Origin of the sequence: Xenorhabdus bharatensis (assembly GCF_037996705.1) — a bacterium.
Classification (GTDB): Bacteria; Pseudomonadota; Gammaproteobacteria; order Enterobacterales; family Enterobacteriaceae; genus Xenorhabdus; species Xenorhabdus bharatensis.
On the sequence record NZ_JBBMXG010000026.1, the window covers coordinates 1 to 26,164 of the forward strand.

Genomic DNA, 26,164 nt, shown 5'->3' on the forward strand with positions numbered 1-26,164 from the left:
CAAATGATCACTTCAGGCTGGATAATTGACGCATCGTTTAGCCGATGCGTATCCGGACTTTCAGTCCGTTAATCACTAACCCACCGACTTTAGTCGGTGGTTGTTGAGTTTATTTGGATTATCAACATCTACTTTTTTAAAAATACGTTTTATCTAATATGGAACGGAACAAAAAAGACCGCTTTGTCTAATATGCTGGATCTCTTTGATATGGCGTAAAATAGAACCAAAGTAATATTTATGCCAAGATAATTTTACATTAAACCTTTTCATAGCCTATTTGGAAAATGATATGAAAATTGCCTTTTTGTTATATCCTGCCGTGACTTTACTTGATTTTGCTGGCCCTGCACAAATTTTAGCTCGTCTAAAAGGCGCTTCTTTGCATTTTGTTGCCAAAACAAAAGCGCCTGTTGCTACTGATGCTGGATTTTCAGTCTTGCCAACAGATTGCTTTAATGACATTCAATCCGCTGATATCCTGTGTGTTCCCGGTGGTTTGGGCAGTGCTGAGGCAATGGAAGACGAGGAAATAGTAAGCTGGGTTGCTAAAATTGGCACAGAATGCCAATGGGTCACAAGTGTTTGCTCAGGCTCTATGGTTTTGGCTGTCGCCGGTCTTTTAAAAGGATATCGTGCAACATCACACTGGATGTTGCGGGATGATCTAGCGCTATTCGGCGCAATTCCAACCAAAGAACGTGTTGTTTTTGATCGTAACCGTGTAACAGGTGGTGGAGTTACTGCTGGTATTGATTTTGGTTTTGCGCTTTCTGCTGCTATTCAGGGGGATGATCATGCCAAGCTAGTACAGCTTGAATATGAATATGACCCGGGAATGCCTTTAAGTGGCGGTACTCCTGAAACTGCCGAGGTGCATATTCTAGCTCAAGCCAAAAGCAATTTAGAATATATTTTCCCGAATCACCACGAGCGAAGTATTAAAGTCGCGAAACACCTTGCTTTTGGTGCTAGGTGATAACTTATTGAATTTATAATTAAGGTGTTAATTCACACCTTGCTCACAATTTAACTGACCCGCTAATGGGAGGTCAGTTGCCTCGTTGCATGTTTACTAACTACACCTCTTTAAGAGGTTCAGTTTAAGCACCGAAAATATCGGTATGCAAAATCCAATGTCCGATAATCGGACTTTGAGCGTAACTGATAGTTACTCACAAATGACTCTGTGCATAAATAATATTTACTCACAATTTGAGCGTCAGTCTGGCTGACTCACAGAATTTGTACACCTCTTTAAGAGGTGCGCAAAAGGTGAGATAGGGGAAATGTATTGAATATCCCTACGGGGTCAAACTGACCACCTCGAAAAAATCAATGGGTTATCCAACTATGGTGAAGATCACCACGGTTGCTACTTTTCCTCAAAGTGAGGATGAATGAGAATATCAATGAGTTATAAATAACTCAGGTGGGCTTGAGTTTAAGCCGTCTAGCACAAGGTTACTTATTGTAACTCAGTGACTCCGCACGTATTACGTTCTCATTGATTTAACTTGTTGATTTTTATCATGGTTGAAAAACCAGTTCATCTATAGGCGGTGGAACATGGCTCGGAGACAGAAGAATGCACCCTCGATAGTCGCCATGGTCACAGGGAAAGGTTTCTTACTGGCAGGGATATCAGTTGCTTGCTTCCTCAATCGCTTAATGGCTATACGGCTGCCATATTTTCGGTATTATTCGTTATGCTCACATCATTCAGAATAACAATACGTAAGGCGAATACATGGACAACAAGATCATCGAAATACTCCAGTACGAATTAAAGAAAGGAACCGGCAGTCAGTTTCATGAAATTATGGTAAACGTCAGCGTTCCGTTACATCGCTCACAGGGAATTGATGTGGTGAGTTTCGGTAACTCTCAGCATGATCCAGATTGTTATTATCTTATCCGGGCATTTGAAAATATGGACGAACTGTCGGCTGTACAGGCCAGATTTTATAAAAGTGATGCATGGATAAACGGCCCCAGAACGGGAATTATTGAGAGAATTGATAAGAGTGTTAAAACGGTTATCGAAATGCCTACATCGGCTATCAATGCCTTACGAATTGAGTAGCACCAGAATAAAGCTGATGCTTTACCCTTTTAAAAAGCAGAGTTCAGCCAACCCAAAATTATTGGGTAGCCTCTCCACATAGATAGACTGAACCATATCTCCATAGCTTCCGACGAAATTCGGCGGAACCTCTTCACAAGGTTGGTACGTTTAACGTACTGACCTCTCACTACCGACGATATTCGTCGTTAGTTATTAGCTCAGGGTGCTCGGTTTATTGACTTTTTTTGACTGTAAAAGCATCAGAATACTACATAGAGTAACAAAATAATTTGGGGGTATAATTGGGGGTATTATGTAAGTTTAGTTATAATTAATTTTTATATATTAATAAATTAAACTATTTGTTCTATGCCCTTCACTCCCCCAGTCAATCAAAGTCTACTAAGTCCAGTAAAATCAAAGAATAGTTAAAAATAATACTCTATTATCGTCTACTGTTATCTATTGAAATGTACCCCAGCTAGGGGGGGGATATATAGGGGAGCGACTGAGAAACTAAAAAAGGTACATCAGTGTTGTGGTGAAGTTTGGCGATACGCAATAGTCACAGGGAGAGCTGAATATAGCCCAGCACCTGATTTAGTCTCAGCTTTTGTTCCACATATAAAAGAACATTATCCATTTTTACTTGTTGATGAATTGCCACTTCTACAAAGTATTAAATACTTATACAGGTAGTTTCATTGTAAAGATGGGAATGCGATTACAAATTATCACAGGTGTTTGTTCTGCGATTGAAGAAGCATAACCCGTATTCCTACCAGCTCATCGTATTGCACTACATCAAGGCGCTGCCACTCAGACAGATGGGAATTAAGTTAGGTATTTCTCATAACGAAGTCGCCCAACGATTACAGGCCGCCGAGGGATTTATTGAGGGTGTACTGGCTGTTTCAGATGTGGTTTTGGAGCTGGATAAATGTGCACAAAAAGAAATCATTGATAAGGTTGCGTAATTACAAAAGTCAGTATATTGTGATAAGAGTGATAGCAATGTCACACAGCTTGTTAATTTCAGACCTCGCACTCGCGGGGTTTTTTGTTTTCTGATATCCGCTAATAGCTGAATTAAGGGCTATATAATAAATATTGTTTGTATTAAAAACCCTCAATGATAATGTCATTATCTAATTTCTCTTTTATTAAGATTAATTACAAATTGCGGCAAGATCATTTAAAAACATTGAGGATAATGAATGAAAACAATCGGTATGCTAGGGGGAATGAGCTGGGAATCGACGGTTAGCTATTACCAAGCAATTAATCGGGGGATCAAGGAGGAATTAAAAGGCCTTCATTCTGCCAAAATATGTTTGTTTAGTGTGGATTTCGATGAAATTGAAAAATTACAACGTTCTTCCCGCTGGAATGAAGCAGCTACGTTATTGAGTGCTGCGGCTAAATCTGTTGAAGCTGGTGGCGCTGATTTTTTGGTGATATGCACCAATACAATGCATAAGATTGCTGATGATATAGAAAAATCCATTTCTATTCCCGTACTTCATATCGCGGATGCAACCGCAGAAGTATTGATTGGTGATGGTATCAAGAAAGTGGGTTTATTAGGAACGCGATTTACAATGGAAGAAGACTTCTATAAAACAAGATTAACTAATAAATTTGATATTGAAGTCATTGTGCCAGACGACGAGCAGAGGGATTTAGTTCATCGTGTAATTTATGATGAATTATGTGTTGGTGAAATTCGATCAAATTCACGGCAGAGTTATTTGAATATCATCCAAGATCTCTATTCCAAAGGTGCTGAAGCCATTATTTTAGGATGTACTGAAATTGGCTTGCTTGTGAATCAACTTGATACAAATATTCCATTGTATGACACGGCAGCTATACATGCTGAGAAAGCAGTGAAGATGGCATTGGAAAACTAAGTATTATCGATATCTTTAAAGGCCACAATTATGGCCTTTTAACAATCAGCACCAAACTTCAAATATACACCTCACTGAATCACGCACTCGACTAACAGATAAACTTTATCATGCGCCACCTTATTTTAAGGCGTATTGATTCTGTTACAGGCTATTCAATTGAGATAACAACTTGACCTCAGTAATATTAACTGGCTAGTTAGCAGTAGGATGAAATGACCTTTAACGAATAATAAAGTGAGGGATTTATGTCTGATGTTAATAAGCTGGATAAGACACAATGTCCGTTTGATCCTGAGCAATATAATGTTGGCGACAACAACATAACTGTGCCGGCCGGCACTTCTGCGTGGGCGCTAAGTTTAGTGTACCTAGGAAAACAGGTATATCGTAGTGGTTGGAATGCCCCTATAGAGCACATGCGCCTAGCTCATAAGTCAGAGGTTGGTAATACAGATGACGGAGTTGCTTATATTGAGAAGAGTGATAAAAACGGTTATTGGTCTCACTGGATGCCGACACAAGAAGATTTGATGGCTTGCGATTGGGTATTAGTGAAGCCAGAAATAAAACCAGAGACAGATGATTGCATATTATCTTTTGATCTTAATATAGGGACTAGTCAATATTTTAGTAGCTTTGGTCAAGAATGGGGATATTTGCCCGATGATCGTGATTTAAATGTAGGTGAATCGACTTTTGGTACTTTGACTAATTTTAAGTCCACTTTAGGAGCCATAAGTATTTCTTCGTTCACCTTAAAGGAAGCCCCCATAGGTACTTTTCAAGATGTAGAATTGCTACTTGATAACGCAATTAAACCGGAATTAAGGTTAAATAGTAAGAATTTTGAAGTAACGATTAATGGCTCAACTTATAATCTTGGCTCTAGCTTTGGTACTGCTTACAATGAGTTTATCTATGCTTCCGATGGCGCAAAACAACTAGGCGACTTCCTGAAACAAAACGTAGGCAAAACTCTGTCTTTCTGCTTCAACTGGAAATAAATCTACATATTTAATCCAAGGCTGCTTAATGCGGCCTGTTCTATTTATGCCACCGCAATCACTCCTATACCTCAGTATCTCCTATTGCGGCTGGCAACCTAACTAATTGAAAGATATCCGATACCGGAATTCCGGTAACGGCCTCCCATTAACTATTCACTCACAGGGGCGACCATAAGACTCACCCCACGGACGCCCATTGTTCTGATGGGGTGGAAATATGCGTATGCCAAATAAAGACCCAAGCAGCTTTGAGTTATCTCAATGGCTGATACTTTTGCTGCTTTCTGCGTGGGGAGGAATAGTCCGCTACGTCATTGATATAAAAACCAGCAACGCCCGCTGGAGTTGGTTTGGGGCATTTGCTCAAGTCATAGTTTCAGGATTTACCGGACTGATAGGGGGATTTATCAGTTTGGAAGCGGGGTTGAGTTTATACATGACATTCGCCAGTGCAGGCATGTATGGGGCAATAGGCAGTATCGCCCTCACGTATTTCTGGAACCGACTGACAGGTGCTCACAGATGATTAAGGAAATATACGGTGTGAAGATATTTCCGCTGGTTGTAATGTTTTATCAGGTTCGCCGTTGGTGGGCGCTGCGTAAATTGCGGAACAGGTGGCGAGCTGATATGCGTTTTCTGAAAGTTCTGCGTCAACATAAAAGGATTTGTGATCACCTTAATTTCTACAAACGTTATCGGCTTATCAGGCTACTGGCAGAAGGCGAACAACAGCGGGGTAAACTTCTGATGGAAATCAGCGAGAACGGATTGAGCTTCATCAAACAATATGAAGGCTTGAAACTGAAAGCCTATCCCGATCCGGCGACGGGTGGTATGCCGTGGACAATCGGCTACGGTCACACAAGAGACGTTAAGCCGGGACAAGTAATAACAGAGCAGCAGGCCGAAGCATTCCTGCATGATGATCTCAAGCCTATTTACATCACCCTTGAATCCGCTGTGAGGGTATCACTGACTCAGGGGCAGTTTAATGCCCTGTGCTCGTTCATCTTCAATTGTGGTGCGGGTAACTTCGCTCGTTCTACCTTACTGAAGAAACTCAATGCCGGTGACTATCAAGGTGCAGCCGATGAATTCCAGAGATGGAATAAGGCAGCAGGTAAAGTGATGAACGGTCTGACTAAGCGTAGGGCATCTGAGCAACAGATGTTTTTATCATGAGATTCACTCTCACCTACGGCGTATTCACACAGGCATTTGAGATGCTATGAGGTATTGAGCGATGATCATCATTCTGGTGTCAATGATTTACGTTATCGGTTTTATTGCAACATTCGTTAGCGTTACATTGAGTGCGAAGAAAGAAAGTAGACGCGCTCATAAAGAGGGATTTCCTGTGGTTTTATTGATGTCGTGGCTTTGGCCGATACTGGTTATTTTGATGCCGATTGTTTTTGGATTCTGTTTTTTAAACGAGAAATATAACCAATTCGTCGGAAGGCAGTGACTGAGATGAGACTCAACAGCCAGTACTTCACCCTGATTGTTCTGGTGATTGTCTCTGGCTTGTTCTGGTTCTACTACAGTGAGTATCAGAACAAGGCCGAAGCATACACCAGCTTAAAGTTCCAGTATGACGCACAGGTCATTGCCATAAATAAGCAGCAAGAGCGTATCCAACATCTTTCCGAACTAGACAAGATTCACACTCAGGAACTCACCAATGCCAAGACTGAAATTGACACTCTTCGGGCTGATGTTGCCGCTGGTCGTCGCAAGCTGCGTATCAAGGCCACCTGTCCTGTGCGTGAAGCCACTTCCTCCGGCAGTGTGGGCGATGCAACCACCGTCGAACTCAGTAGAGAAACTGGACAAGCTGTTCTCGATATCCGAGAAGGCATCATCAACGACCGGGCAAAACTGAGATATTTGCAGGATTACGTTAGGGAGCAGTGTGGGTGAGAGGACGGTGTGAGTACCGTCCTACTTAGCTTTATTCTTATGTCCAATTTGATTATTTTGATGGCGGAACAACAGGTATCATTGGCACTATACAGTATGCTGCTTCAGATGGGGGAGTACATTCTTGGTGAGGGTTCGATAATGCTCTTGTAGTACTAGTAGCATTAGCATAAGTTAGCACTGAAGCAAAAATAGTCGAACCTGCCACCAGACAAAGAAGAAGGTACTTTTTCATTTTATTCTCCATTTATTAAGCAATTATAAAAAAATTGATGAGACAAAAAATTTATCGCCACTGAATGATAAATGAACAACGCTTAATGGTCGGTTAATGCACAAAACTAAAACCCAAATTTCTTTACCCATTCCCTGAGTGGTTAAAGGAATACAGATAACCCATGCTGCCACTTCGTTCTCACCGCGTACCCTACGCATACGGACTGGTGGCATTTTTCCCGCAGAACACGCCAAATAATCCGGGTCAGTTTGTTGGCTAAAGCCACCGTGGCTTTCATGAACCCGCACCGGTCAATCAGTTTTCTCAGCCACTCTTCCAGATAATCATCCCGTTTTTGAACACAAAGCATCACGGCACGGGCACCGTGAATGATTAACGTTCGGAGATGACGATTGCCATTTTTGCTCAGGGAAGATGGGCGGCTTTTTCCTCCTGAACGGTGTTGCCGGGGAACCCGTCCACACCAGGCAGACAGTTGTCGGCCATTGGCAAATTGGGATGCACGGACGTCACTCACGAAGGCGGCTGCAATAAGAGGACCAACGCCGGGAATAGTGAGCAGATGCTCATAACCCGTTTGCTGACGGGAAAGTACCGCTATTTCGTTATCCATATCATGAATGCCGGTGTTCAAATTCTGCATCTCTTCCCATAAGGTATGCAATAAACGACGCAGTACACAAGACAGGTTATTGCTGTCATCTTCCAGAATATCAGGGAGATGCTGTTGAAGTTTTTGAATGCCGGCAGGCAGTTTCACAAATAGCCAGCGCATCATTGGCATCGTTTTTTTGATGATGGCTGAAGGCCTTGACGTGCTGAGTCGGGACTAACCTGACGGTATATCCCATCGCTTGTAGCGTTCGCCTCAGTAGTGAGACGTTACACAAGCTTCCATCGCAATGACAGTGCTGGGTGGAAAAGAGCGCACAGTATCAAGCAATTTTTGCCGTGAGATTTTTCGGTTCGAGGCGACAGAACCGTCCGCCATCCAGATATAGATTTGAAAAACGTTTTTGGCGAGGTCAATGCCAACGACTTTGATCGTATTCATGATAGGTTCTCTCCCGAAAAATTCAGTGCATCGGAAAGAAAGATGGCACTATTTGCTGCTGAAAAAGGGGCCGTCCATCACATTACAACACGTTGAATACACAAAAATATTGGAGCGGTGTTTGCATCCCAAGGTTATTAATCGCCTTAGCTTGTTGTCCGAACATTTGAATAGTTTGTTTGTTCTCGTCGTGCCAGAGGTGGGTGCTGAAAACCGGTTGCGCTTCGCTATCCATCCATACATGGCGAAACGTTGCTTTCTCATCCATTACCAGCTTGCACTTTTTAACGGGTTATGATGCGTTTTTGCATAACATTCTGGGTTGCTCATTGAGCACAAGGCATTTTGTTTTGTTGCCGGGTGTTCTGCGCTAACAGCGGAAAATACACTCACTCCCAGTACTAATGATAGTGTTCCCAGAATTCCCCATGAGATTGCTCGCAGGCTGCTGATCTCTCGTTTTGATGTAACGTGAGCGACTATGCTGTAATTGGCCCAGCTAAGAACGGCCCCCGCTGCCATAGGTAATAAAAAGTCTGATCCCGCCATGATTCCCTCATTTGCCAAACAACATCACGTCTTGTAGTGAGTGCTGGAGACACACAGCCAGTGATGACTATCATACGGTTTTGATTTAATTTATCGCTATTGGTGTTCATTTTAAATCTCATTGGTTGTAGTTATACAGGCTTCTTGTGAGGGGGGTGTGCTCAAATAGGGTTGTTAGATTAAAAATGTCTCATTTGGAGCGTGGCCTTACAGTGGTCAAAATTGCACATTCAGTGTATGAAAAAGACCTTGAGAATACAGTTTGGCGAGCGGGTAAAAGAACTGCGCATTGCCACCGGAATGAGCCAAGAAGCTTTTGCTGATCGGTGTGGGTTTGCACGTAGCTATATGAGCCGCATTGAACGTGGTGGTTCTAACGCGTCTCTGGATGCGATTGAGGTGCTGGCTAACGCTCTCTGCGTTGAACCGGGGCAGTTGTTAATATCTGACTCATCCGAAGATAATGACCCGGAACTGCTGGTTCCCTATGCGGCAGATGGCACGTGTTTTCATCCTGGTTTGGCTAGTTCACGAGACGGTTCATTTGCAGTGGGAGAAAAAGCCGCTCAGAAGCGTTTTGGCACGTTTATCGAAGCTCTTGAGTTTCTTCGCAAAATGGAGACCGCAAAGTGGCGTAGGCCCAATGCCAGTGGAAATTGGGGCATTGTGTCAGCGGTGCGTTGGGATAAACTGAGAAAGTAGCACAAGTGTAAGTTTATAAATTCTGGCGGCTGTATGAATGAACAGTTTATATAGACGATTTACTATCCCCAGTTGAACATATTTCATGCTTATAGAGGGCAAAAAACATCGAAATACAGGTGCGTTACATAGGCGTTTCGTATCATTTTAAGCTAAAGAGTGCCAATGACACAGCCAACTTTTAGAAGAGTCCAAAAAAGGAATCCTTATCAATTAGTCGTTGATCAACATATCCATGCGGCACATTGCATAAAAAAGTTTGCCAACGAAAAAAACACGATTTCTGTTTTTGATAAATCAGATTCTCAATGGGTGCAGCGTAAGCCAGATGCTGCGATTTTTTGTGCAAAGAGAGTTTGGGATCAACGTGCTGAAAAAGGTTATATGAATAGTATCGAAACCGCTTTTTTTCAGGTTATCGATAGTATTAATACCCCCATCATAAATAGAAATCACGATGCGATAACTCGTTATTTCCATTTATGGCGGCTTAGAGGAGAGGCGAGAGATAACAAAAGGAAAAATGTTTACTCCAACGGCGTTTCAGGAAGTTCGTTAACTCTCGATGAGCAAGAAATTTTAGAAAGTAAGCATGCGATTTTCATAACTGAAGAGGATGGTATGCCATCTCACTTAGCTAAAGGCATGGAGATACAGGTGATGTTGGATAAAATTTGCCATTTTATGGGGCCTATAACTTGGGGGCTAGTAACAGCTAGTAGGGGAGAGTTCTTGGTGGCTGACTACTACCCTATAGATAATGATGGTTTACAGCCTTTTATCCCTGTGTCTCCTCAGCATGCATTTTTCGCTAACGTCACTGACATGCATATTAGTGTCCAACAAGTGCGTGCTTTTAATCGTGCTTCTGTTGCATCTTCAAAGAACTATTACTTTTGCCGGAGCCTCGAAAACTGTCCACTTTAAGAGGAGCAGGCATTCTAAGGTAGTTGTAGTTCCTCCTACAAAACCCTCCTACAATGCGTCAAGTTTTTGTTAATAAATCTATGGGATTACGAGATCTTTGGAGTGGGGGTGGATTTCCCTTCACCGCACCATAACCTTTCTTAAAGTCTACTAACTTACTGAGTCCTAATGGATATGGTTTAAAGCCTTCCGATAGTTTTAATCACTGTAACCAACATGATGACTAACTTTGTAGAAAAGACAGGGCTATGCCGTGGATACTTATTTGCTGAGCAATGGAGTTTAATGAAACCTTAGAGCAAATCATGCTGGGGTTGCAGGAGTAGTTAGGACGTAATGTGGATGAGAGGACGGTGGGCGTGCTACCGTCCTGTTTGATGTCATTATCATACACAAGCTACATCACCGTTAGGCCCTCGCTTACAATCAATGACCCAGAGCGACCGTGCAATCTACCCATTGCGGGCTATTGGTAGGGAATCTCTGACACTCGGGAGGGGACACGATGGCACAAACCTGCATTGAAGCGAAAAGAGTTGCGCCAGCTACTAGGCAAAGAAGATATTTTTTCATACTTATTTTCCACCTCGTTATTATCACAAAAACTGGTAAATCTAATAAACCTATTATACAGTAACAACAAGCAAATAATTCTTAACAATTGGTTAACGCTTAAAACTAAACCCAATATTTTTTTACCATTCTCTGAGTGGTTAAGGGAATCCCTAAGCCATTACATCTGTAGTGGATACTTATTTGCTGAATAATGGAATGTAATGAAACTTTAAAAACAAATAATTCTGGGGTTGCAGGAGTATGTTAGAACGCAATATGGGGAAGAACGTAGTGTTCAATGATTACCGATAGAGAGCTATATAAGCATTTATCTCTTCATGAACATTTTGCCTACTTCGTTCTATATCTTGCACTGCATCAGTAAAGGTATTATATCTGCCTAAGGATAAGGGTGTTAGTATCCTTTGTATATAGAATAATCTGGTTATAGGTATGGTGTGTGGCTCCAAGGATAAAGTATCAGGAGTATATAAGTGAAAACCTAATTCATTAATCACCTGCCCAATATCTTCAATATGAAGGCGAGTAGAGATCTCCCTTATATTTATTCTTGAGAAATTTGGTATTTTTAATGAAGTAACCATATTAGTTTGCTGGTACTGAATGATTGCATTATTTAAGAAATTAAAGCAATCGCGATGATACTGAGCCATAATAAAAATCCTATACAGTCTATTTACATAGGATTTATAATCATATTTATCCAAAAAACAAGCGAATAATCCTTAACTATTAGTGGTTATCTCTTAGCATCTGACAGCAATATGCACGTAAAGTAGACTAAAATTTCAATAGGATTAATGAATAAAGGGTGCTTTGTGTATTCATGAAGTGCAGGTATTTGTATTATTGTTGCTGTTTATGGTGATCTACCTGATTACTCCTGTTATTTCAGGCTCGATTTACATAAGACATAAACGGTATGCTGGTATCTTTATGTCCTCGATAGACACTTCGTCTTTCCAGTTGCCTCTTTGTTGATTTGTTGGCTGCGCTGGCTCATTCCAGTCACTGTCTTTATAAAGATACGGTTATCTATGCTCCCGGGGGATGAACTCCCTTGCCGCCGCGATGTTCTTGAAATCCATTGTGTATAGTTGGTTTAATATTATTTTTTCTTATATCCTGTTGGTTATGCTCTATGTTACGCATAATATAAATTTGAATACTGCAGTGAAAGGATGGCGGGAGTGCTATCGTCCTACTTGATGATATTATTTATCACAACATAGTTCACCATGCTGCTCTCGCTAACAATGACCCGAAGTTATCATGCAAGCCTGCCATTCTGGGCTATTGTAGTCATAATTCAATTTGATATTGTAAAGCAAACATTCAAAGAAATAATAGAGCAAAAATATGAAACAAAATCTATTTTGGAAAAAAGAAAATTATCAAGTGTCAACAGATAAATCTCTGTTAGATGTTACAGCAATCCACCAGTTTCTTACCCGATCCCATTGGGCGAAAGGAATCGATATTGAAACGGTTCAGTGCTCAATTGAAAATAGTCTGACATTCGGATTGTATGACGAGGAAAATCAAATAGGGTTTGCTAGATTCGTGACAGATTTTTCAACTTTTGGGTATTTATGTGATGTTTATATCTTGGAAGAATATCAAAAACGGCATCTGGGAAGCTGGTTAATGGAATGTTGCCAATCTCACCCTGTTATTCAAAAACTTCGACGAATTATGTTGGTAACTTCATCTGCACATTGGTTATATGAAAAGTTGGGTTATTCACCTGTTAATCGTGAGAATTTTGTCTGGCAGATATTTCGTTCGGATATTTATCTAAAGGATTAGTACCATTTTTTTAGCGAAGATTGAATTTATTGGGGAATATATCAATGTTTTCTGATGATAAAGTAAAAGCAGAACATTGCTGAGAAAAGTGAATGCTGTCTTCAAGAGTCATTCCTGCCAGCCAGCAATGAGCAAGCCCTGCCATCATAACATCCCCAGCACCATTGGCATTAACAACGTTATTTGTTAATGCAGGAGAATAACCTGATTTATTATCTAGTTCGCTGTAATAGACACCTTCTGAATCCATACTCAAAATGACCCGCTGAACACCTTGCTGGTGAAACCAAGAAGCAGCGAGGGCTGCATCTTCCAGTGTTTCAATTTTGATACCGCTTAACATCTTAGCTTCAGAACGATTAGGCTTCAGTGTGTGAATATAAGGTAGCCAATGACGGATATTAGATGCTTTGAATGTAGAAACTGTATCAACAAAAATCGGGACATTATTGGAATGAAGAAATATCCACTCTAATGACTCTTGAGATAAGTTACAATCAATAACCAGTACACTGGCACTTTGAATCAATTTTTTAGATTGAGAGAGTAATGCTGGACTAAGTTTATCCAGAATGCTCATATCATTTATCGAAATAATGCATTTTCCGTTTTCATCAATAAATGAATTACAAACTGATGTTTTTCCATCATCCAGTTTATGTAGGTATTTGGTATTAACACCAGATAATTTTGTTTTTTCTGATAGTATTTTACCCTGTTGGTCATTACCAACAACAGAAATTAAATAGCTTTCGTTCTTTAATGCAGCAATGTTTTGTGCGATATTTCTACTGACCCCGCCGGGGGTGGAAATGATTTTCCCTGGGTTGGAATCATTATATACTACTTTATCAAAAACATAACTGGTTATATCTATATTGGCTGCTCCAATTGTCACAGCATAAACATCATTGGCAAGAATATAACCTTTCCCTTTTATATAGCCTTTTTTACTTAGGTTCATAATATGCCCTGCAACACAGGAACGACTGATACCAAGAATATCTGCAATTTCTTGTTGTTGTATAAAAGGATCCCTCTTTAATATTTGCAGTATCTGATTTTCCCTGTTTGACATATTGTGGCCTTAGCTATTTTTTGTGTCTATATTTCTATTGTATATCTGTCAAACAGTAAAGGATGATCTTATGATTTATTCTATTTTTGAGAAAGTGATCGTAAGTTTAATAAATCTTCTTTATGACTAATAATGTGATCTATATCTAAAATATTATTCTGATAAAGCTTTAGTGTTTAGAATAATGAAAAGGTTTATACTGTAAACTATATTTTATCTTGTATTAATCATATTAATATCAATTAGTTATGCGATCGTCAGGGCTTTGCAAACAAGTGTTTGTTTTTTATATTTTAATGTAATAATTATATGTAACTTAAGAGATTATATTATCAATGCTAAATTACAAGTTGCATATTTTGATCTGTTTAAATACAGCAGGAAAGCTATTTTTCACTGTTTTTTATGAAAAGTATCGATTTATCAGTTCGGATATATGACTAAAAATAGTTAATTTTTTATTTTTATATTTTACATGAAGATGATTAAAAGTCTTGTGAGTGTGATTTTATTAAATGATTTGGTGTTGTTTGTTTTTTGCCCGCGTTTATGAAGTGTTTGTATTCCTACTGTGGGGATATGGCAATATGTGAGTGATAAATTTGATATTAATTAATCTCACTAAAAAATTTGTAAGACTAATTAGTATATTAATGAAGATTTTATGATTGGTGCTTTATGGTTATAAAAAATATAGGAATATTATTAATATTATATGTTCCTCTAGCAATAGCATCTCCGGCAAATTTTAATGAAAAATTGCCTCCATATGCTATGAAGGATGTAATTAATAATTTACAGAATAGCGAAAGAGAGATAAACAGATTGATTGAAGAAAGGCGGCATCAGGAGATGATTAATCGTTCAAGGAGATACTCGACAAAAGAATCACGAGCAAGTCTGAAAGGTGATAAGAAGTGTTTGCCAATTAGTGGTATTTATCTTCAAGGGATATCATTATTGTCATCATCGGATTTAAAAACATTAAGTCCGATTTCTAATAACTGTATTACAAGTAATAATATCAATAGATTAACTTCTGAAATTACGAACCTTTATGTTCAAAAAGGGTATGTTACAGCCAGAGTAAAATTGGTTCCTCCTGACTATGAGAAAAAATTAGGGATTCATGTTATAGAAGGGTTTATTGAAGATATTAGGGGAGGAAGTCGCTGGGTTAATAGTCAGACTCTTTTTCCTGGCCTAAAGAATATGCCATTGAATATACATCAACTTGATCAGGGGCTCGATCAGGCAAATCGTTTACAATCAAACAAAACAACGCTGGATATTTTGCCTGGTATAGTTAACGGAGGGTCTATTATCCTTCTGAATAATAAACATAGTTCTCCGTGGAAACTGTCTTTAACAACCGATAATTATGGGCAAAAAAATACAGGAAAATGGGTAGAAAGAATAAACACAAGTTTTGATAGTCCGCTGGGGTTATCTGATTTTGTGAGCCTTAGTGGAAGTTCTACGCTTAAAAAAGGCCCAAATAAATATAATCGTTCTTATATTTTCCTTTATTCACTGCCATATGGACAGTCAACATTTAGTGCATTTTATGTTGGTTCCAAATATCGTCAAAAACAAAAATTACAGCATAGTATTGCAAATATGTATGGTGATGCTCAACAAACAGGCGCTCGTGCTGATTGGGCATTTCGCCGTAATCAGAAACAAATAGATACACTGAGAACACAATTTATATATAAACAGGGAAATAACTATCTAAATGGTGAGAAAACTAAGGTAAATAGCGAATCATTAACCCTTATTGCTCTTAATTTAAATCATTTTCAAATTATTCCAAACGGATTTTTTTCTATTGATATAGGGATTAATAAAGGTGTGAGATTATTTAATGAACAGACTGTTATGGATAAGACATTCATTAAAGGGTTGATGTCAATAAATTTGCAAAGGAAATTTAGATTATTTTATTCATCTTATTTATTTAATAGTCAGTTTAGTATGCAGTATAGTCGTGACCAATTGCCCGCTATGGAGTGTTTCAGTCTTACTGATAAAAATAGTATCAGAGGATTTAACGAGAGTTTTTTATGCTCTGAAAGTGGATGGTATTTAAGAAATACATTATCTTATCCACTTCCTATAACTATTCCTCAAGGGTATTTAGCTTTAAATATAGGTGGTGATTTAGGGCAAGCTAACGTTAATAAATATGAATGGATAAATGCTGCTGGGATGAGTGCCGGTCTTTCATTGAATTATAAGAAATTGTTTGCAGATATTCAAGTAGGCAGAGGGAAAGTTTTTTCTCGGCAGTACAAGAGATTTAATAATTCCATACAGATATTAGCGCATATCTCTTATGGTTTTTAATTTTAGATCTACCACTATTTAAATTTTGTCATATTTTTACACACAGTAATAACTAGATGTATAGGAGTAATTAAATGAAAGAAAAAAGGTTTAAATTATCGTCATCTGGTCGGCTTGCTGTATCAGTGGCAATTGTTATGCTTTTTAGTTCGAGTGGTTTTTCCAGTGGAATTGTATCAGGAGGTGATGCCTCACATCAGCCAAATGTCAGACGAGCTAAATCTGGTGCGGATGTCGTTAATATTGTTGCACCTTCTGAATCTGGATTATCACATAATCAGTATGAGGATTTTAATGTTTCAGAAAAGGGCGCAGTTTTTAATAACTCGACAAATGGCGGTGAGTCTCAATTAGCTGGAAAGTTATCTGGTAATAGTAATCTGCATGGTAATTCGGCAACGATTATTTTAAATGAGGTAGTCAGCCGTAATCCATCTTTACTATTGGGCAAGCAGGAAGTTTTTGGCATGGCCGCAGATTATATATTGGCAAATCCTAACGGTATTACTTGTGATGGATGTGGGTTCATTAATACGAATCAGTTATCGCTGGTTGTCGGAAATCCATTAGTTGAAAAAGGTACTTTACAGGGATTTAATACCATGAATAATAAAAATGCCCTGAAAATTGGTGAAGGAGGATTGACTAATAACTCCATCATAAACCTTTTCTCACCTAAAATTGATAAACGTGGAAAAATTAGTACTAGTGAAGATATTAATATTATTACAGGACTGAATAAAATATCTTCTGATGGTCGAGTACTGGCTTCAAAAAAAGCAGCAGTAGGTTTGCTTGATAGCTACTATTTAGGCGGTATGCAGGCTGGTCGCATCCGGTTATTAAGTACAGATAAGGGCAGTGGTGTTAATTTGCAGGATGATATTATTGCTGACGATAATATTAATATTAAATCTGAAGGTGATTTAAAACTGGAAGGTGCCAGAGTAAAAGGAGGTGATCTTGAATTAAAAGGTGAAAATATTACCTCTCAGGGGAGGGTGGATGAAGTATCCTCTAAAAATGAAAAGTCAGAAGGTGGTTTTTTTAGCGGAAATAGTGTTGGCAGTGGGCAGAAGTCACAAACTCTTCGCCGAACCCGATTAGAAGGTAGAAATATTACATTAAATGCCAACAAAAATAATGAAATTAAAGGAACAGATATTTATGGTGAAAATATTGATGTAACTGGTAGTAAGCTTGATTTAGACGGACAGGAAGTTAATCAACATTCTGAGAATTATCAAAAACAATGGAAGTTCTTATGGAAGAGGGATAATAAAAATACTAATGACAAAACTCAACAGGAAGGAAATAATATAAGGGCAGGTAATAATATAAAATTCACTTCGACTGGAGGGGATATAAATATACATGGGAGCAAGATTAATGCAGGTAATAATTTATTGTTATCATCTAAACATGATGTCATAGTAGATGGTTTGATAGAAACCGAAAAAATGAATAACCAGCAATATCATAGACTAGAGTCTGGCTCACTTAGTACAGGGTTACAAGAAAAAGGGAGTTTTACTAAAAAACAAATTAGAAGTGAACTAAACGCAGATAATGATCTTGGTATAAAAGCAAATAGTAATATTGAAATTTCAGGTTCTAAGGTACATGCCGGAAACAATATGACTATTAAAGCAGATAAAAAATCCCAGATACTATCCCAAACTTATGGTGATAAAGTTTGGGATGATGATAATAGCACTTATTGGGGAGGAATTGCCGGAGGGAAAAATAAAAATAATTATATTGAAAATAAAAAAAATCAATCATCTGATATTACAGCAGATGGACATATATTCCTTACAGGAAATGATGGAGTTAAAGTTACTGGCAGTAACGTTGAAGCTGCACAAGGTGGATACTTTCAGTCGAAAAATGGTGATCTACTCATTGATAATGCAGTTGATTATCATCAAAATGTTACTAATGAGCGTCATGGAACCGTTTTTAATATTACTAAGGATTCTAATACGGAGAAAGAAAGAAAAGAAGATTCAGTACATAGTCAGGTTAGATCTAATACAAATTTAAAATTCTCTAGTGGAAAAAATGTCGAAGTAGTTGATAGTATCGTAGAAAACCCTGGTGATTTGAATATTCATGCAGGTGGTAATGTAAATATTTCTTCTTATGGAGAGAAATATAATAAACAGAAAGAGACTTCATTGCTTGAGGCAGGGAATATCGCTAAATCTCATAATAAGAATGATAAAAAACCTGTTAATAAAGTATTTGGTATCAGATATAGTAGTGACGGGAATGAAGAAGAAAATATAACACAAAAACGATCTGAAGTGAATGTAGGGAATCTAAAAATTGATGCGGGTAAAGATGTTACAGTTGTGGGTTCAGATGTAACGACGAGAAATGGAGATGCTGATATATCGGCTAACAATATCTCTTTCCTTGCTTCAAATGACTTGTCATCCCAAAAACAATATCATTCTTCGATAGGTGCTGGTGTATATTTATCTAAAGAAAATGGTAGGTTGGGAGTTGGTGGTGTTGCTAGTTATAATAGCAAGAATCAATCTCATGAGAAGAAAACAGCAGTCGTTTCAAGAACGAATATAGCGGGAGATCTAAAATTAAACGCACGAAATAAAATGGAGCAGCAGGGCGCTCAACATAATATTGCCGGTAATTATGATGTGAATGCTAATAGCGTCGAGAATAGAGCAGCGGAAAGTAGTGATAGCACTTCTTCAGGTAATTTCAATATTGGAGGAGGCGTTTCTCTCTCTTTGGGTATAGAGAATAATTCACCTAATGCTGGTGCTTCTGTTTCTGCCAAAGGCAGTAATCACACAGAAAATAACACTCAATCAAAGGCCAGTGTCACTTTAATTAACGCCAATAATAACATTAATATAAATGCCAAAGAGGATGTATATGATCAGGGAACGCAGTATCAGGCAGCTAATGGAGGTATAGAATTAAAAACTAATAACCATATTAACGAAGCAGCATTTAATAAAACTGAAAAAAATACTTTTGATTCATCAGGCAATGCCGGAATATATGCTAAATTAGCGCTTTTCTCCCAGGATCTTACTGTTAACGCTAAAGGGGAAGGAAAAGAACTGCGGAGTCATGAATCTAATTCAGATGCTATTGTCAGTAATTTCAATGCACGTAAAGATATTAATGTTCAGGCTCGCCATGATATTAAATATGAGGGAGTATCGTTTAATTCAGAGGATGGAGAAACAACCGTACATGCAGGAAATGATGTCAATGTTCATCAGGCAAATAATACCAATCAGAAAACTAATACTACATATGGGGTTCATCTTGGTGCTGGTGTAGGTGTCAATTTGCCGACAGGAATTGTTAATATGGGTGCAGTAACTGCAGAAGCGGGATATGCTGTAAGTGATGACACCGTCGTAAAAGCAAAAAGTAGTAATATTAACGGAAAACAGGGTGTTGACATAGTGGCTGGAAATAACTTGTCTTTGCAGGGGACAAATACCTTAGGCAAGCATGTGCATCTTAAAGCAGAACGTGGTGATATCCTAGTTACCTCTGCCCAGGACAGTATAAATAAAAGTAATTTCCTAATTGGAGGCAAATTAGTATTGGGAGCAGCAATGAATAGCTCTCAATTAGCTCAAATTAAGGCACAGGCTGATGGACAATTTGCTAATGACCATGAAAGAGATGTTATCAATCACAATAGTCAGATTAAGGGTGAAGACGTAATATTAACAAGTAAAAAAAATACAACAATGAAAGGAGCTAATATTGTATCAGATAAGATAGAGGGTAAAATAGGAGGAAACCTTAATATTGAAACGGCTCAAAATACAGCTAATGGGACGAAGATAGCTCTAGAAGCTGGAGGTGGATTTAATAGTGATACACCCCTTAATGATAATCAATCCTCCGGTTTTATGGGAGTGATTAATACCATTAAAGGGGTCGTGTCGGGTATAAAAACTAAATTTAATTTTAATTACGAAACACATGATGATACAGGTTTAGCTAACCAATCAGGAATTTCTGCGAGAGATGGCGGTAATTTAGATGTATCAGGTAAAACCAATTTGATCGGAGCGAAAATTGAAAGTACTGATCAGCCAGTTATATTGAATACTAAAGAGTTGGTAAATCATGAAATAATTACTCATAGTAAAGGAGAAAAATTATCTGTGAGATTACCAGAGTCTCCTCTTGGATTTTTATTCAGTTTACCTGGCGCAATTTCTGATATTGCTCATGGGAAAATACCATATACAGAGAGACATTATTATAATAAGAAAAATGTAATACTTCCCAGTAAAGTTAAGACATACACTAAGAATATGTCGAATTGTAATGTAACGGTAAGGGATAAAACTATCGATACTATAGGTAGTAACATGCCTAAAAAAACAGTGACTGAGGTGATTGGATGTGGTCAACAGTTAGGTAACCAGAAGGATAATGGAGTATAAAAAATTGAACGTTATTTTATTATTAAATAGTAATCCACCTGTTTAACAGGTGGATTCTTTGTATTTTAAACAACCGCGTTTTGATATAAATCCCACCGATTGCCATAAATATCTTCAAATACAACAACCAAGCCATATTCTTCTTGTCGTGGCTCTTCACAAAAATGAACGCCATTTTCTTTCATTTTGTGATAATCACGCCAGAAGTCGTCAGTTTGCAGGAACAAAAATACCCTTCCCCACACTGGTTGCCAATAAAGGCTTCCTGCTTTTCATTCGATGCTCTTGCCAGCAATAGGTTGCAGTCACTTTCAGGGTTAGGTGTCACAACAACCCATCTTTTACCCGGTTGTGGAGTGTCTTCGACCAGAGTAAACCCCAGTTTGTTGGTGTAGTAATCAATTGCTTTATCATAATCATCAATAACAATGGCAATATAACCCATACATCTTTTTTGTGTTCTCATAATATTCCTATTTTAAATTACAGCATCCGTGTCCCTAAGGTCACATTTTTATCTGGTCTGATGAGTACAGTGCCTTCATTATCACAAACAGCAGCAAGAACCAAAACTTCCGATTTAAATCCGGCTACTTTTCTCGGTGGAAAATTTATAACAGCCAGTATTTGTCTGCCGATTAATTGTTCTTCCGTATAGTTTTGACACAATTGTGCCGAACTCTGTTTTTCACCTATTTCGCTACCAAAGTCGATATACAGTTTATAAGCAGGTTTGATGGCCTTTTCATTTTTTTCAGCTTTGATAATTTTGCCAACGCGGATATCGAGAGCCATAAAAGTGGATATATCGGTGAGATAATTTTCTGAATTTTGCATAACTGTATATCTATTAATAATTAGGTTAATGATATTTACTGTTATTGTAACAGAGTGTGTATAAAAATATTTATTTGACTTTGTGAGCTGATTCACGTGGATACAAAACACTTATCCATATGAGTTCATCATGTAGTCATTTGGTGCGTTATTCTGTGGCGACAATAATAGAGAGGAGTAAAACACCATGAAATGGTCTCTTATGATCCAAGGAACAGCGTCTGATGTTGGAAAGAGTGCTTTGGTTGCTGGATTTTGCCGGATTTTTTTACAGGATGGTTATCACTGTACTCCTTTTAAATCACAAAATATGGCACTTAATTCTGGTATCACTGCTGATGGCAAAGAAATGGGACGTGCTCAGATATTTCAGGCTGAAGCCGCAGGGATTGCTCCCGATGTGCGGATGAATCCTGTTTTGCTGAAACCCTCCAGCGATTGCAAGGCTCAGGTGGTTTTTATGGGCAAAGTTATGTGCAATATGAACGCCATAGAATATCACGAGTATAAACCACAGCTTCAGAAGCAGATCCTGAGCGCTTATAACGGCCTTGCGGCTGCCACCGATATTATGGTACTGGAAGGAGCGGGTAGCCCGGCGGAAATTAATCTGCGGGATAGGGATATCGTCAATATGGGTATGGCTGAGTTGGTTGATACCCCCGTTATTCTGGTAGCAGATATTGATCGTGGAGGTGTTTTTGCTGCTATCTACGGTACACTCGCCTTACTCGCACCAGAAGAAAGGGCGCGGGTTAAAGGGGTCATTATTAATAAATTTCGTGGTGATATATCGTTGCTGCATTCAGGGATTGAGCAGATCGAAGAGTTGACACAAGTACCGATATTGGGAGTATTACCGTGGTTGGAACTCGATCTGGAAGAAGAAGATAGTGTTGCTTTACAGGTTGGTAAATATGTAAAGGATAAACACAAGACAGAAAGATGCCTGAATATTGCCGTTGTCCGGTTGCCGCATATTGCAAATTTCACCGATTTTAACGCGTTAGCACTCCAGCCTGATGTTTATCTTAATTATATTGCTGATCCTGTGGAACTTCAGAATGCCGATCTGATCATTTTACCCGGCAGTAAAAACACATTGGGTGATTTGGGGTGGTTAAAAACTCAGGGGCTAGATCAGGCAATGATTGCTGCTCATCAGTCAGGGGTTCCGATCATTGGGATCTGCGGTGGCTATCAGATGCTTGGAAAGCAGATCATTGATGAAGTCGAATCTGGTTTATACCAGATGGAAGGGTTAGGATTACTCGATACTGAAACCTTATTTGCCAATGATAAACAGACGGCTCAGGTCAGAGGCGTTGTGATGTCGGAATTATCTGGCCTGTTGAGCTTATGTGGTGATCAGCCCATTGTGGGTTATGAGATCCATATGGGAGTTACACGCCTGAGAGAGCAGGCAAAGCCGTTTGCCAAAATGTACTTGCGTAATGGTGAAGAAACGAGTTGGTTTGATGGCGCAACGAATCAGGAAGGGACGGTAATGGGAAGTTACCTGCATGGCCTGTTTGACCAGAATAATTTTACTCGTCCATTACTGAATCAGCTTCGCATGCTTAAGGGCATCAACCCGCTGGAAAATGCTGCTTTCAGCTATGCCAGCCATAAAGAGAAACAGTTTAATATCCTGGCGGAAAGTATGCGTGAGCATCTGGATATAGATCGTATCTATCAGTTAATGCAGGAACACACGCAGTCTACTTCTTCTGGAGTTACCAGATGATTTTAATTACTGGCGGAGCACGTAGTGGCAAAAGTGCTTATGCGGAGCGGTTCCTTTCAGATCAATGTGAACAAGTATTGTATATCGCGACAGCTCAAGGCACTGATGAAGAGATGTTGGCTCGAATTGAACGTCATAGGCAGGATCGTCCTTTGCATTGGCGAACCTGGGAAGGATATCAGGATTTGGGGGATGTTATCCGTAGGCATCGTAAAGCGGAAGAGGGGATTATACTTGAGTGTGTGACTACATTAATTACCAATCTTCTGTTTGACAAAGCAGAAGGCGCATCAACCGATGAAATGGATTTCGTTTCATTGGAAGTGTTTATCCACCAGCAGATAGACGACGTAATCGATGCTTGTCTGAATTGCCCGATGCCTGTTTGTCTGGTGACGAATGAACTGGGTATGGGAATTGTGCCTGAGAACCGGTTAGCCCGTCATTTTATTGATATTTCCGGGCGGGTTAACCAAAAACTGGCTCAGGCAGCAAAATCAGTCTGGATGGTAGTCTCTGGTCTTGGAGTAAAAATCAAATGAAGTTGAGACTCTTTTGGGCAACATTGCAGTTTATGACCCGGCTTCCTATCCCTGCAAAATGGGCCGAAGGTATTGATTTTAGGCAAATAGGGCATGGTGTGCCGATTTTCCCTTTAGTCGGCCTTATTGTTGGTGCGATTGCAGCTTGTGTTGCACTGGTAATAAGTCAATCCGGTGGAGGAGTATATATTGGTGCAATAGGTTATGCGCTGGCTCTGGTATTTCTGACAGGAGGGTTGCATTTAGATGGTCTGGCAGATACATGTGACGGTATTTTTTCTTCCCGCAACAGGGAACGAATACTGGAAATTATGCAGGATAGCCGTCTTGGCACGTATGGCGGATTGGGGTTAATCTTCTGCATTTTGCTTAAGGTACTTGCGGTTGTTGAAATTGCCTATCATCCTCCTTTGCATTTGCTCGCTTTATTATCCTGTGCACCGATTGTCGGACGCACTGCTGTTGTGCTTTTGATGTTTGAACAGCGTTATGCCCGTGAAGTTGAAGGAATGGGAAGTAGCTATATCGGTCGCATTACTTCCCGTGAAACAGTCATTACATTATTGGTGGGAACAGTATTGGTGATGCTGCTGGGGGACTGGCAAGGGTTATCTGCAATGCTGGTAACGATGATCGCTATCTTTTTGCTTGCCCTCTATTTTAACTATCATCTGGGCGGGCAAACCGGAGATACACTGGGAGCGGCAATTGAAGTTGGTGAAGTGGTTTTTCTACTGGCTTTAATCCTTATCTGGAAGTAAGTTGCCGAGAGTTAATATTATTTGATTCTCGTTGCTTCTTTGGCACTACGATAGAATTAAAAATCTGTTGAGAGTATTTTATATTTGCGTACTCAAGTTGAAACTTGATCGGAAGGATCATCATGGAGTTTCAATCATTACCACTGTTACTGAAAAAGATTAAACCGCTGGATCGGCAAAAAATGGATCGGGCGGTGCAATATATTGATCAACTCGTCAAGCCGGTTGGTAGTCTGGGCCGTCTGGAAACACTGGCAGCTCAACTTGCCGCTATGCCCGGTATTGGAAAGCTGCGGGATCTCAAAAAAGAGATTATCGTTATGTGTGCTGATCATGGCGTTTATAACGAAGGTGTGGCGATATCTCCGAAAAATGTTACAGCCATACAGGCCCGGAACATGTTGCTGGGGCTGACAGGGGTTTGTGCATTAGCGAAAAGTAGCGGTACTCATGTGTTACCTGTTGATATTGGTATTGATTGTGAGCCGATAGATAATTTATTGTCCCTCAAATTAGCTCGTGGCTGTGGCAACATTGCACAAGGCCCAGCGATGCCTTATGAATATGCAGAAACATTATTGTTGGCAAGTGCGCAATTAGTTCAGCAACGCTTTGCCGCCGGGATCTCGGTATTCGGTGTGGGAGAGCTGGGGATCGCGAATACCACACCGGCAGCGGCAGTCATCAGTGTACTTACCGGAAGTGATCCCGGTGATGTTGTGGGTTTGGGGACTAATTTGCCTGCTGGATTACTTAAATATAAAGAATCTGTTGTACGTCAGGCTATTGATGTGAATAAACCTGATGCTCAATCTCCCCTTGATGTACTGGCAAAAGTGGGGGGATTTGAGCTTGTGGGAATGACCGGAGTAATTTTGGGCGCTGCGGCGGCAGGTGTTCCGGTTGTGCTGGATGGTTTTATCTCTTATGCCTCGGCACTGGCGGCAGTTCAATTGGCCCCTTCTGTTCAGGATTACTGTATTCCATCTCATTTATCAGCTGAAAAAGGCGCGGGTCTGGCGTTACAGCATCTGGGGCTGAAACCTTATCTGCATTTAGATTTGCGTTTGGGTGAGGGCAGTGGGGCTGCAATCGCAATGTTTCTGATTGATGCAGCCTGTGCTATGTATTGTGATATGGGATTTCTGGCTGAAAGCGGGATTACTTTTCCTGAACTTTCTCTATTAACTCATTAAGCATAATTTGATTTTTTTGTAAGGAAAAATAGAATTGTGGAGCAGTGAAATTATATTTTTCCCGTAAGTAATCTAATGATACTTTTTGAGTTTCAATTACGCGCAAAATCGGAATGGCCAATCCGAAATCTTTTTCAATAAAATAATCGAAAACAGACGGACTATTTCCTGGGATTGCATTTTCTGCAATATCAGAAATTTCTTTGGCAGTTCCAGATATTGGTTCATCAAGAAGCATACCGCCGATTATGGCTTTGACAGGAACGGTAACATAAATAAAAGCAAACGTTCTTTTTCTTCTGAATCTTCGGCGGAATTCATATTTTTTAGCCCCCGATAATACTTTTTCCCATGCGGATTGATGTAAACTTAATACGATACAATCTTCGGGAGTAATATTATATTTCTGCATAAAATTCTGCATTTTT

Annotated in this window: 23 protein-coding genes and 3 pseudogenes; 18 read left to right on the plus strand and 8 right to left on the minus strand. The window is 39.4% G+C overall.

Features of this window, described 5'->3' with window-relative positions; all coding sequences use genetic code 11:
- Window positions 1–292: 292 nt before the first annotated feature.
- The 9 genes and pseudogenes from AAC855_RS18730 to AAC855_RS18770 all read left to right on the plus strand — a co-directional run bounded on the left by AAC855_RS18730 (window position 293) and on the right by AAC855_RS18770 (window position 6,917).
- The gene (locus AAC855_RS18730; RefSeq protein ID WP_340611580.1) at window positions 293–979 is read left to right on the plus strand and encodes a DJ-1/PfpI family protein; all 687 of its coding nucleotides are present in this window, start codon (window positions 293–295) and stop codon (window positions 977–979) included.
- 771 nt (window positions 980–1,750) lie between these two features.
- A complete protein-coding gene (locus AAC855_RS18735; protein ID WP_340611581.1) occupies window positions 1,751–2,086 on the plus strand; it encodes an NIPSNAP family protein in 336 nt (111 codons plus the stop codon).
- A gap of 480 nt (window positions 2,087–2,566) precedes the next feature.
- Window positions 2,567–2,813 (plus strand): annotated as a pseudogene (locus AAC855_RS18740) (tyrosine-type recombinase/integrase); the annotation flags it as partial.
- Between the two features lie 10 nt (window positions 2,814–2,823).
- Window positions 2,824–3,045, plus strand: a complete 222-nt coding sequence (locus tag AAC855_RS18745) for an antiterminator Q family protein (RefSeq protein WP_340611582.1) — start codon at window positions 2,824–2,826, stop codon at window positions 3,043–3,045.
- 240 nt (window positions 3,046–3,285) lie between these two features.
- Entirely contained in the window at window positions 3,286–3,981 is a 696-nt protein-coding gene (locus tag AAC855_RS18750) for an aspartate/glutamate racemase family protein (protein ID WP_340611583.1), read from the plus strand.
- 248 nt (window positions 3,982–4,229) lie between these two features.
- The gene (locus AAC855_RS18755) at window positions 4,230–4,988 is read left to right on the plus strand and encodes a Thoeris anti-defense Tad2 family protein (RefSeq protein WP_340611584.1); all 759 of its coding nucleotides are present in this window, start codon (window positions 4,230–4,232) and stop codon (window positions 4,986–4,988) included.
- A 220-nt stretch (window positions 4,989–5,208) separates the two neighbouring features.
- On the plus strand, window positions 5,209–5,517 hold the full coding sequence (locus tag AAC855_RS18760; RefSeq protein ID WP_340611585.1) for a phage holin family protein: 309 nt from the start codon (window positions 5,209–5,211) through the stop codon (window positions 5,515–5,517).
- Window positions 5,518–5,741: 224 nt separating this feature from the next.
- Window positions 5,742–6,176 carry a lysozyme gene (locus AAC855_RS18765; RefSeq protein WP_340611633.1) on the plus strand — a complete coding sequence of 145 codons (435 nt, stop codon included), beginning with the start codon at window positions 5,742–5,744 and terminating at the stop codon, window positions 6,174–6,176.
- Between the two features lie 291 nt (window positions 6,177–6,467).
- Window positions 6,468–6,917, plus strand: a complete 450-nt coding sequence (locus AAC855_RS18770) for a lysis protein (protein ID WP_340611587.1) — start codon at window positions 6,468–6,470, stop codon at window positions 6,915–6,917.
- A gap of 377 nt (window positions 6,918–7,294) precedes the next feature.
- On the opposite strand, the gene AAC855_RS18775 is transcribed toward AAC855_RS18770, so the two are convergent.
- The 3 genes and pseudogenes from AAC855_RS18775 to AAC855_RS18780 form a co-directional block, all read right to left on the minus strand.
- The gene (locus AAC855_RS18775) at window positions 7,295–7,939 is read right to left on the minus strand and encodes an IS110 family RNA-guided transposase (protein WP_422824407.1); all 645 of its coding nucleotides are present in this window, start codon (window positions 7,937–7,939) and stop codon (window positions 7,295–7,297) included.
- Window positions 7,940–8,023: 84 nt separating this feature from the next.
- Complete coding sequence (locus AAC855_RS21695; protein ID WP_422824408.1) at window positions 8,024–8,209, minus strand: hypothetical protein; 186 nt, start codon at window positions 8,207–8,209, stop codon at window positions 8,024–8,026.
- 82 nt (window positions 8,210–8,291) lie between these two features.
- Window positions 8,292–8,758: pseudogene (locus AAC855_RS18780) on the minus strand (hypothetical protein).
- Between the two features lie 237 nt (window positions 8,759–8,995).
- Here AAC855_RS18780 and AAC855_RS18785 point away from each other — a divergent pair.
- Window positions 8,996–9,460: a helix-turn-helix domain-containing protein gene (locus tag AAC855_RS18785; RefSeq protein WP_340611588.1), complete on the plus strand. Its 465-nt coding sequence runs from the start codon at window positions 8,996–8,998 to the stop codon at window positions 9,458–9,460.
- A gap of 165 nt (window positions 9,461–9,625) precedes the next feature.
- Window positions 9,626–10,387: a hypothetical protein gene (locus AAC855_RS18790; RefSeq protein ID WP_340611590.1), complete on the plus strand. Its 762-nt coding sequence runs from the start codon at window positions 9,626–9,628 to the stop codon at window positions 10,385–10,387.
- Between the two features lie 857 nt (window positions 10,388–11,244).
- Here AAC855_RS18790 and AAC855_RS18795 read toward each other — a convergent pair.
- Complete coding sequence (locus AAC855_RS18795) at window positions 11,245–11,616, minus strand: hypothetical protein (protein ID WP_340611592.1); 372 nt, start codon at window positions 11,614–11,616, stop codon at window positions 11,245–11,247.
- 706 nt (window positions 11,617–12,322) lie between these two features.
- On the opposite strand from AAC855_RS18795, the gene AAC855_RS18800 reads away from it, so the two are divergent.
- Window positions 12,323–12,772 (plus strand): GNAT family N-acetyltransferase, encoded by a 450-nt coding sequence (locus AAC855_RS18800; RefSeq protein ID WP_340611593.1) that lies wholly within the window; start codon window positions 12,323–12,325, stop codon window positions 12,770–12,772.
- Window positions 12,773–12,782: 10 nt separating this feature from the next.
- Here the strand turns inward: AAC855_RS18800 and AAC855_RS18805 are convergent, their stop codons facing one another.
- Complete coding sequence (locus tag AAC855_RS18805) at window positions 12,783–13,850, minus strand: PfkB family carbohydrate kinase (protein WP_340611595.1); 1,068 nt, start codon at window positions 13,848–13,850, stop codon at window positions 12,783–12,785.
- Between the two features lie 678 nt (window positions 13,851–14,528).
- Here AAC855_RS18805 and AAC855_RS18810 point away from each other — a divergent pair.
- Window positions 14,529–16,199, plus strand: a complete 1,671-nt coding sequence (locus AAC855_RS18810; RefSeq protein WP_340611596.1) for a ShlB/FhaC/HecB family hemolysin secretion/activation protein — start codon at window positions 14,529–14,531, stop codon at window positions 16,197–16,199.
- A gap of 74 nt (window positions 16,200–16,273) precedes the next feature.
- On the plus strand, window positions 16,274–20,653 hold the full coding sequence (locus AAC855_RS18815; protein WP_340611598.1) for a hemagglutinin repeat-containing protein: 4,380 nt from the start codon (window positions 16,274–16,276) through the stop codon (window positions 20,651–20,653).
- A 65-nt stretch (window positions 20,654–20,718) separates the two neighbouring features.
- Here AAC855_RS18815 and AAC855_RS18820 read toward each other — a convergent pair.
- Together AAC855_RS18820 and AAC855_RS18825 are read right to left on the minus strand one after the other, a co-directional pair.
- Window positions 20,719–21,119 (minus strand): annotated as a pseudogene (locus tag AAC855_RS18820) (VOC family protein).
- 17 nt (window positions 21,120–21,136) lie between these two features.
- Window positions 21,137–21,490 carry a tRNA-binding protein gene (locus AAC855_RS18825; protein WP_340611600.1) on the minus strand — a complete coding sequence of 118 codons (354 nt, stop codon included), beginning with the start codon at window positions 21,488–21,490 and terminating at the stop codon, window positions 21,137–21,139.
- Window positions 21,491–21,677: 187 nt separating this feature from the next.
- Here AAC855_RS18825 and AAC855_RS18830 point away from each other — a divergent pair, with 187 nt between their 5' ends.
- The 4 genes from AAC855_RS18830 (at window position 21,678) to cobT (ending at window position 25,736) form a co-directional block, all read left to right on the plus strand.
- Complete coding sequence (locus AAC855_RS18830; RefSeq protein WP_340611602.1) at window positions 21,678–23,237, plus strand: cobyric acid synthase; 1,560 nt, start codon at window positions 21,678–21,680, stop codon at window positions 23,235–23,237.
- Window positions 23,234–23,779: a bifunctional adenosylcobinamide kinase/adenosylcobinamide-phosphate guanylyltransferase gene (cobU, locus tag AAC855_RS18835; protein WP_340611604.1), complete on the plus strand. Its 546-nt coding sequence runs from the start codon at window positions 23,234–23,236 to the stop codon at window positions 23,777–23,779. Before AAC855_RS18830 ends, cobU begins: the two co-directional genes overlap by 4 nt.
- A complete protein-coding gene (gene cobS, locus AAC855_RS18840; RefSeq protein ID WP_340611606.1) occupies window positions 23,776–24,540 on the plus strand; it encodes an adenosylcobinamide-GDP ribazoletransferase in 765 nt (254 codons plus the stop codon). Before cobU ends, cobS begins: the two co-directional genes overlap by 4 nt.
- Before the next feature lie 122 nt (window positions 24,541–24,662).
- A complete protein-coding gene (gene cobT / locus AAC855_RS18845) occupies window positions 24,663–25,736 on the plus strand; it encodes a nicotinate-nucleotide--dimethylbenzimidazole phosphoribosyltransferase (protein WP_340611607.1) in 1,074 nt (357 codons plus the stop codon).
- On the opposite strand, the gene AAC855_RS18850 is transcribed toward cobT, so the two are convergent.
- Window positions 25,702–26,148: a hypothetical protein gene (locus tag AAC855_RS18850; protein ID WP_340611608.1), complete on the minus strand. Its 447-nt coding sequence runs from the start codon at window positions 26,146–26,148 to the stop codon at window positions 25,702–25,704. The genes cobT and AAC855_RS18850 overlap by 35 nt on opposite strands.
- Between the last annotated feature and the right edge of the window lie 16 nt (window positions 26,149–26,164).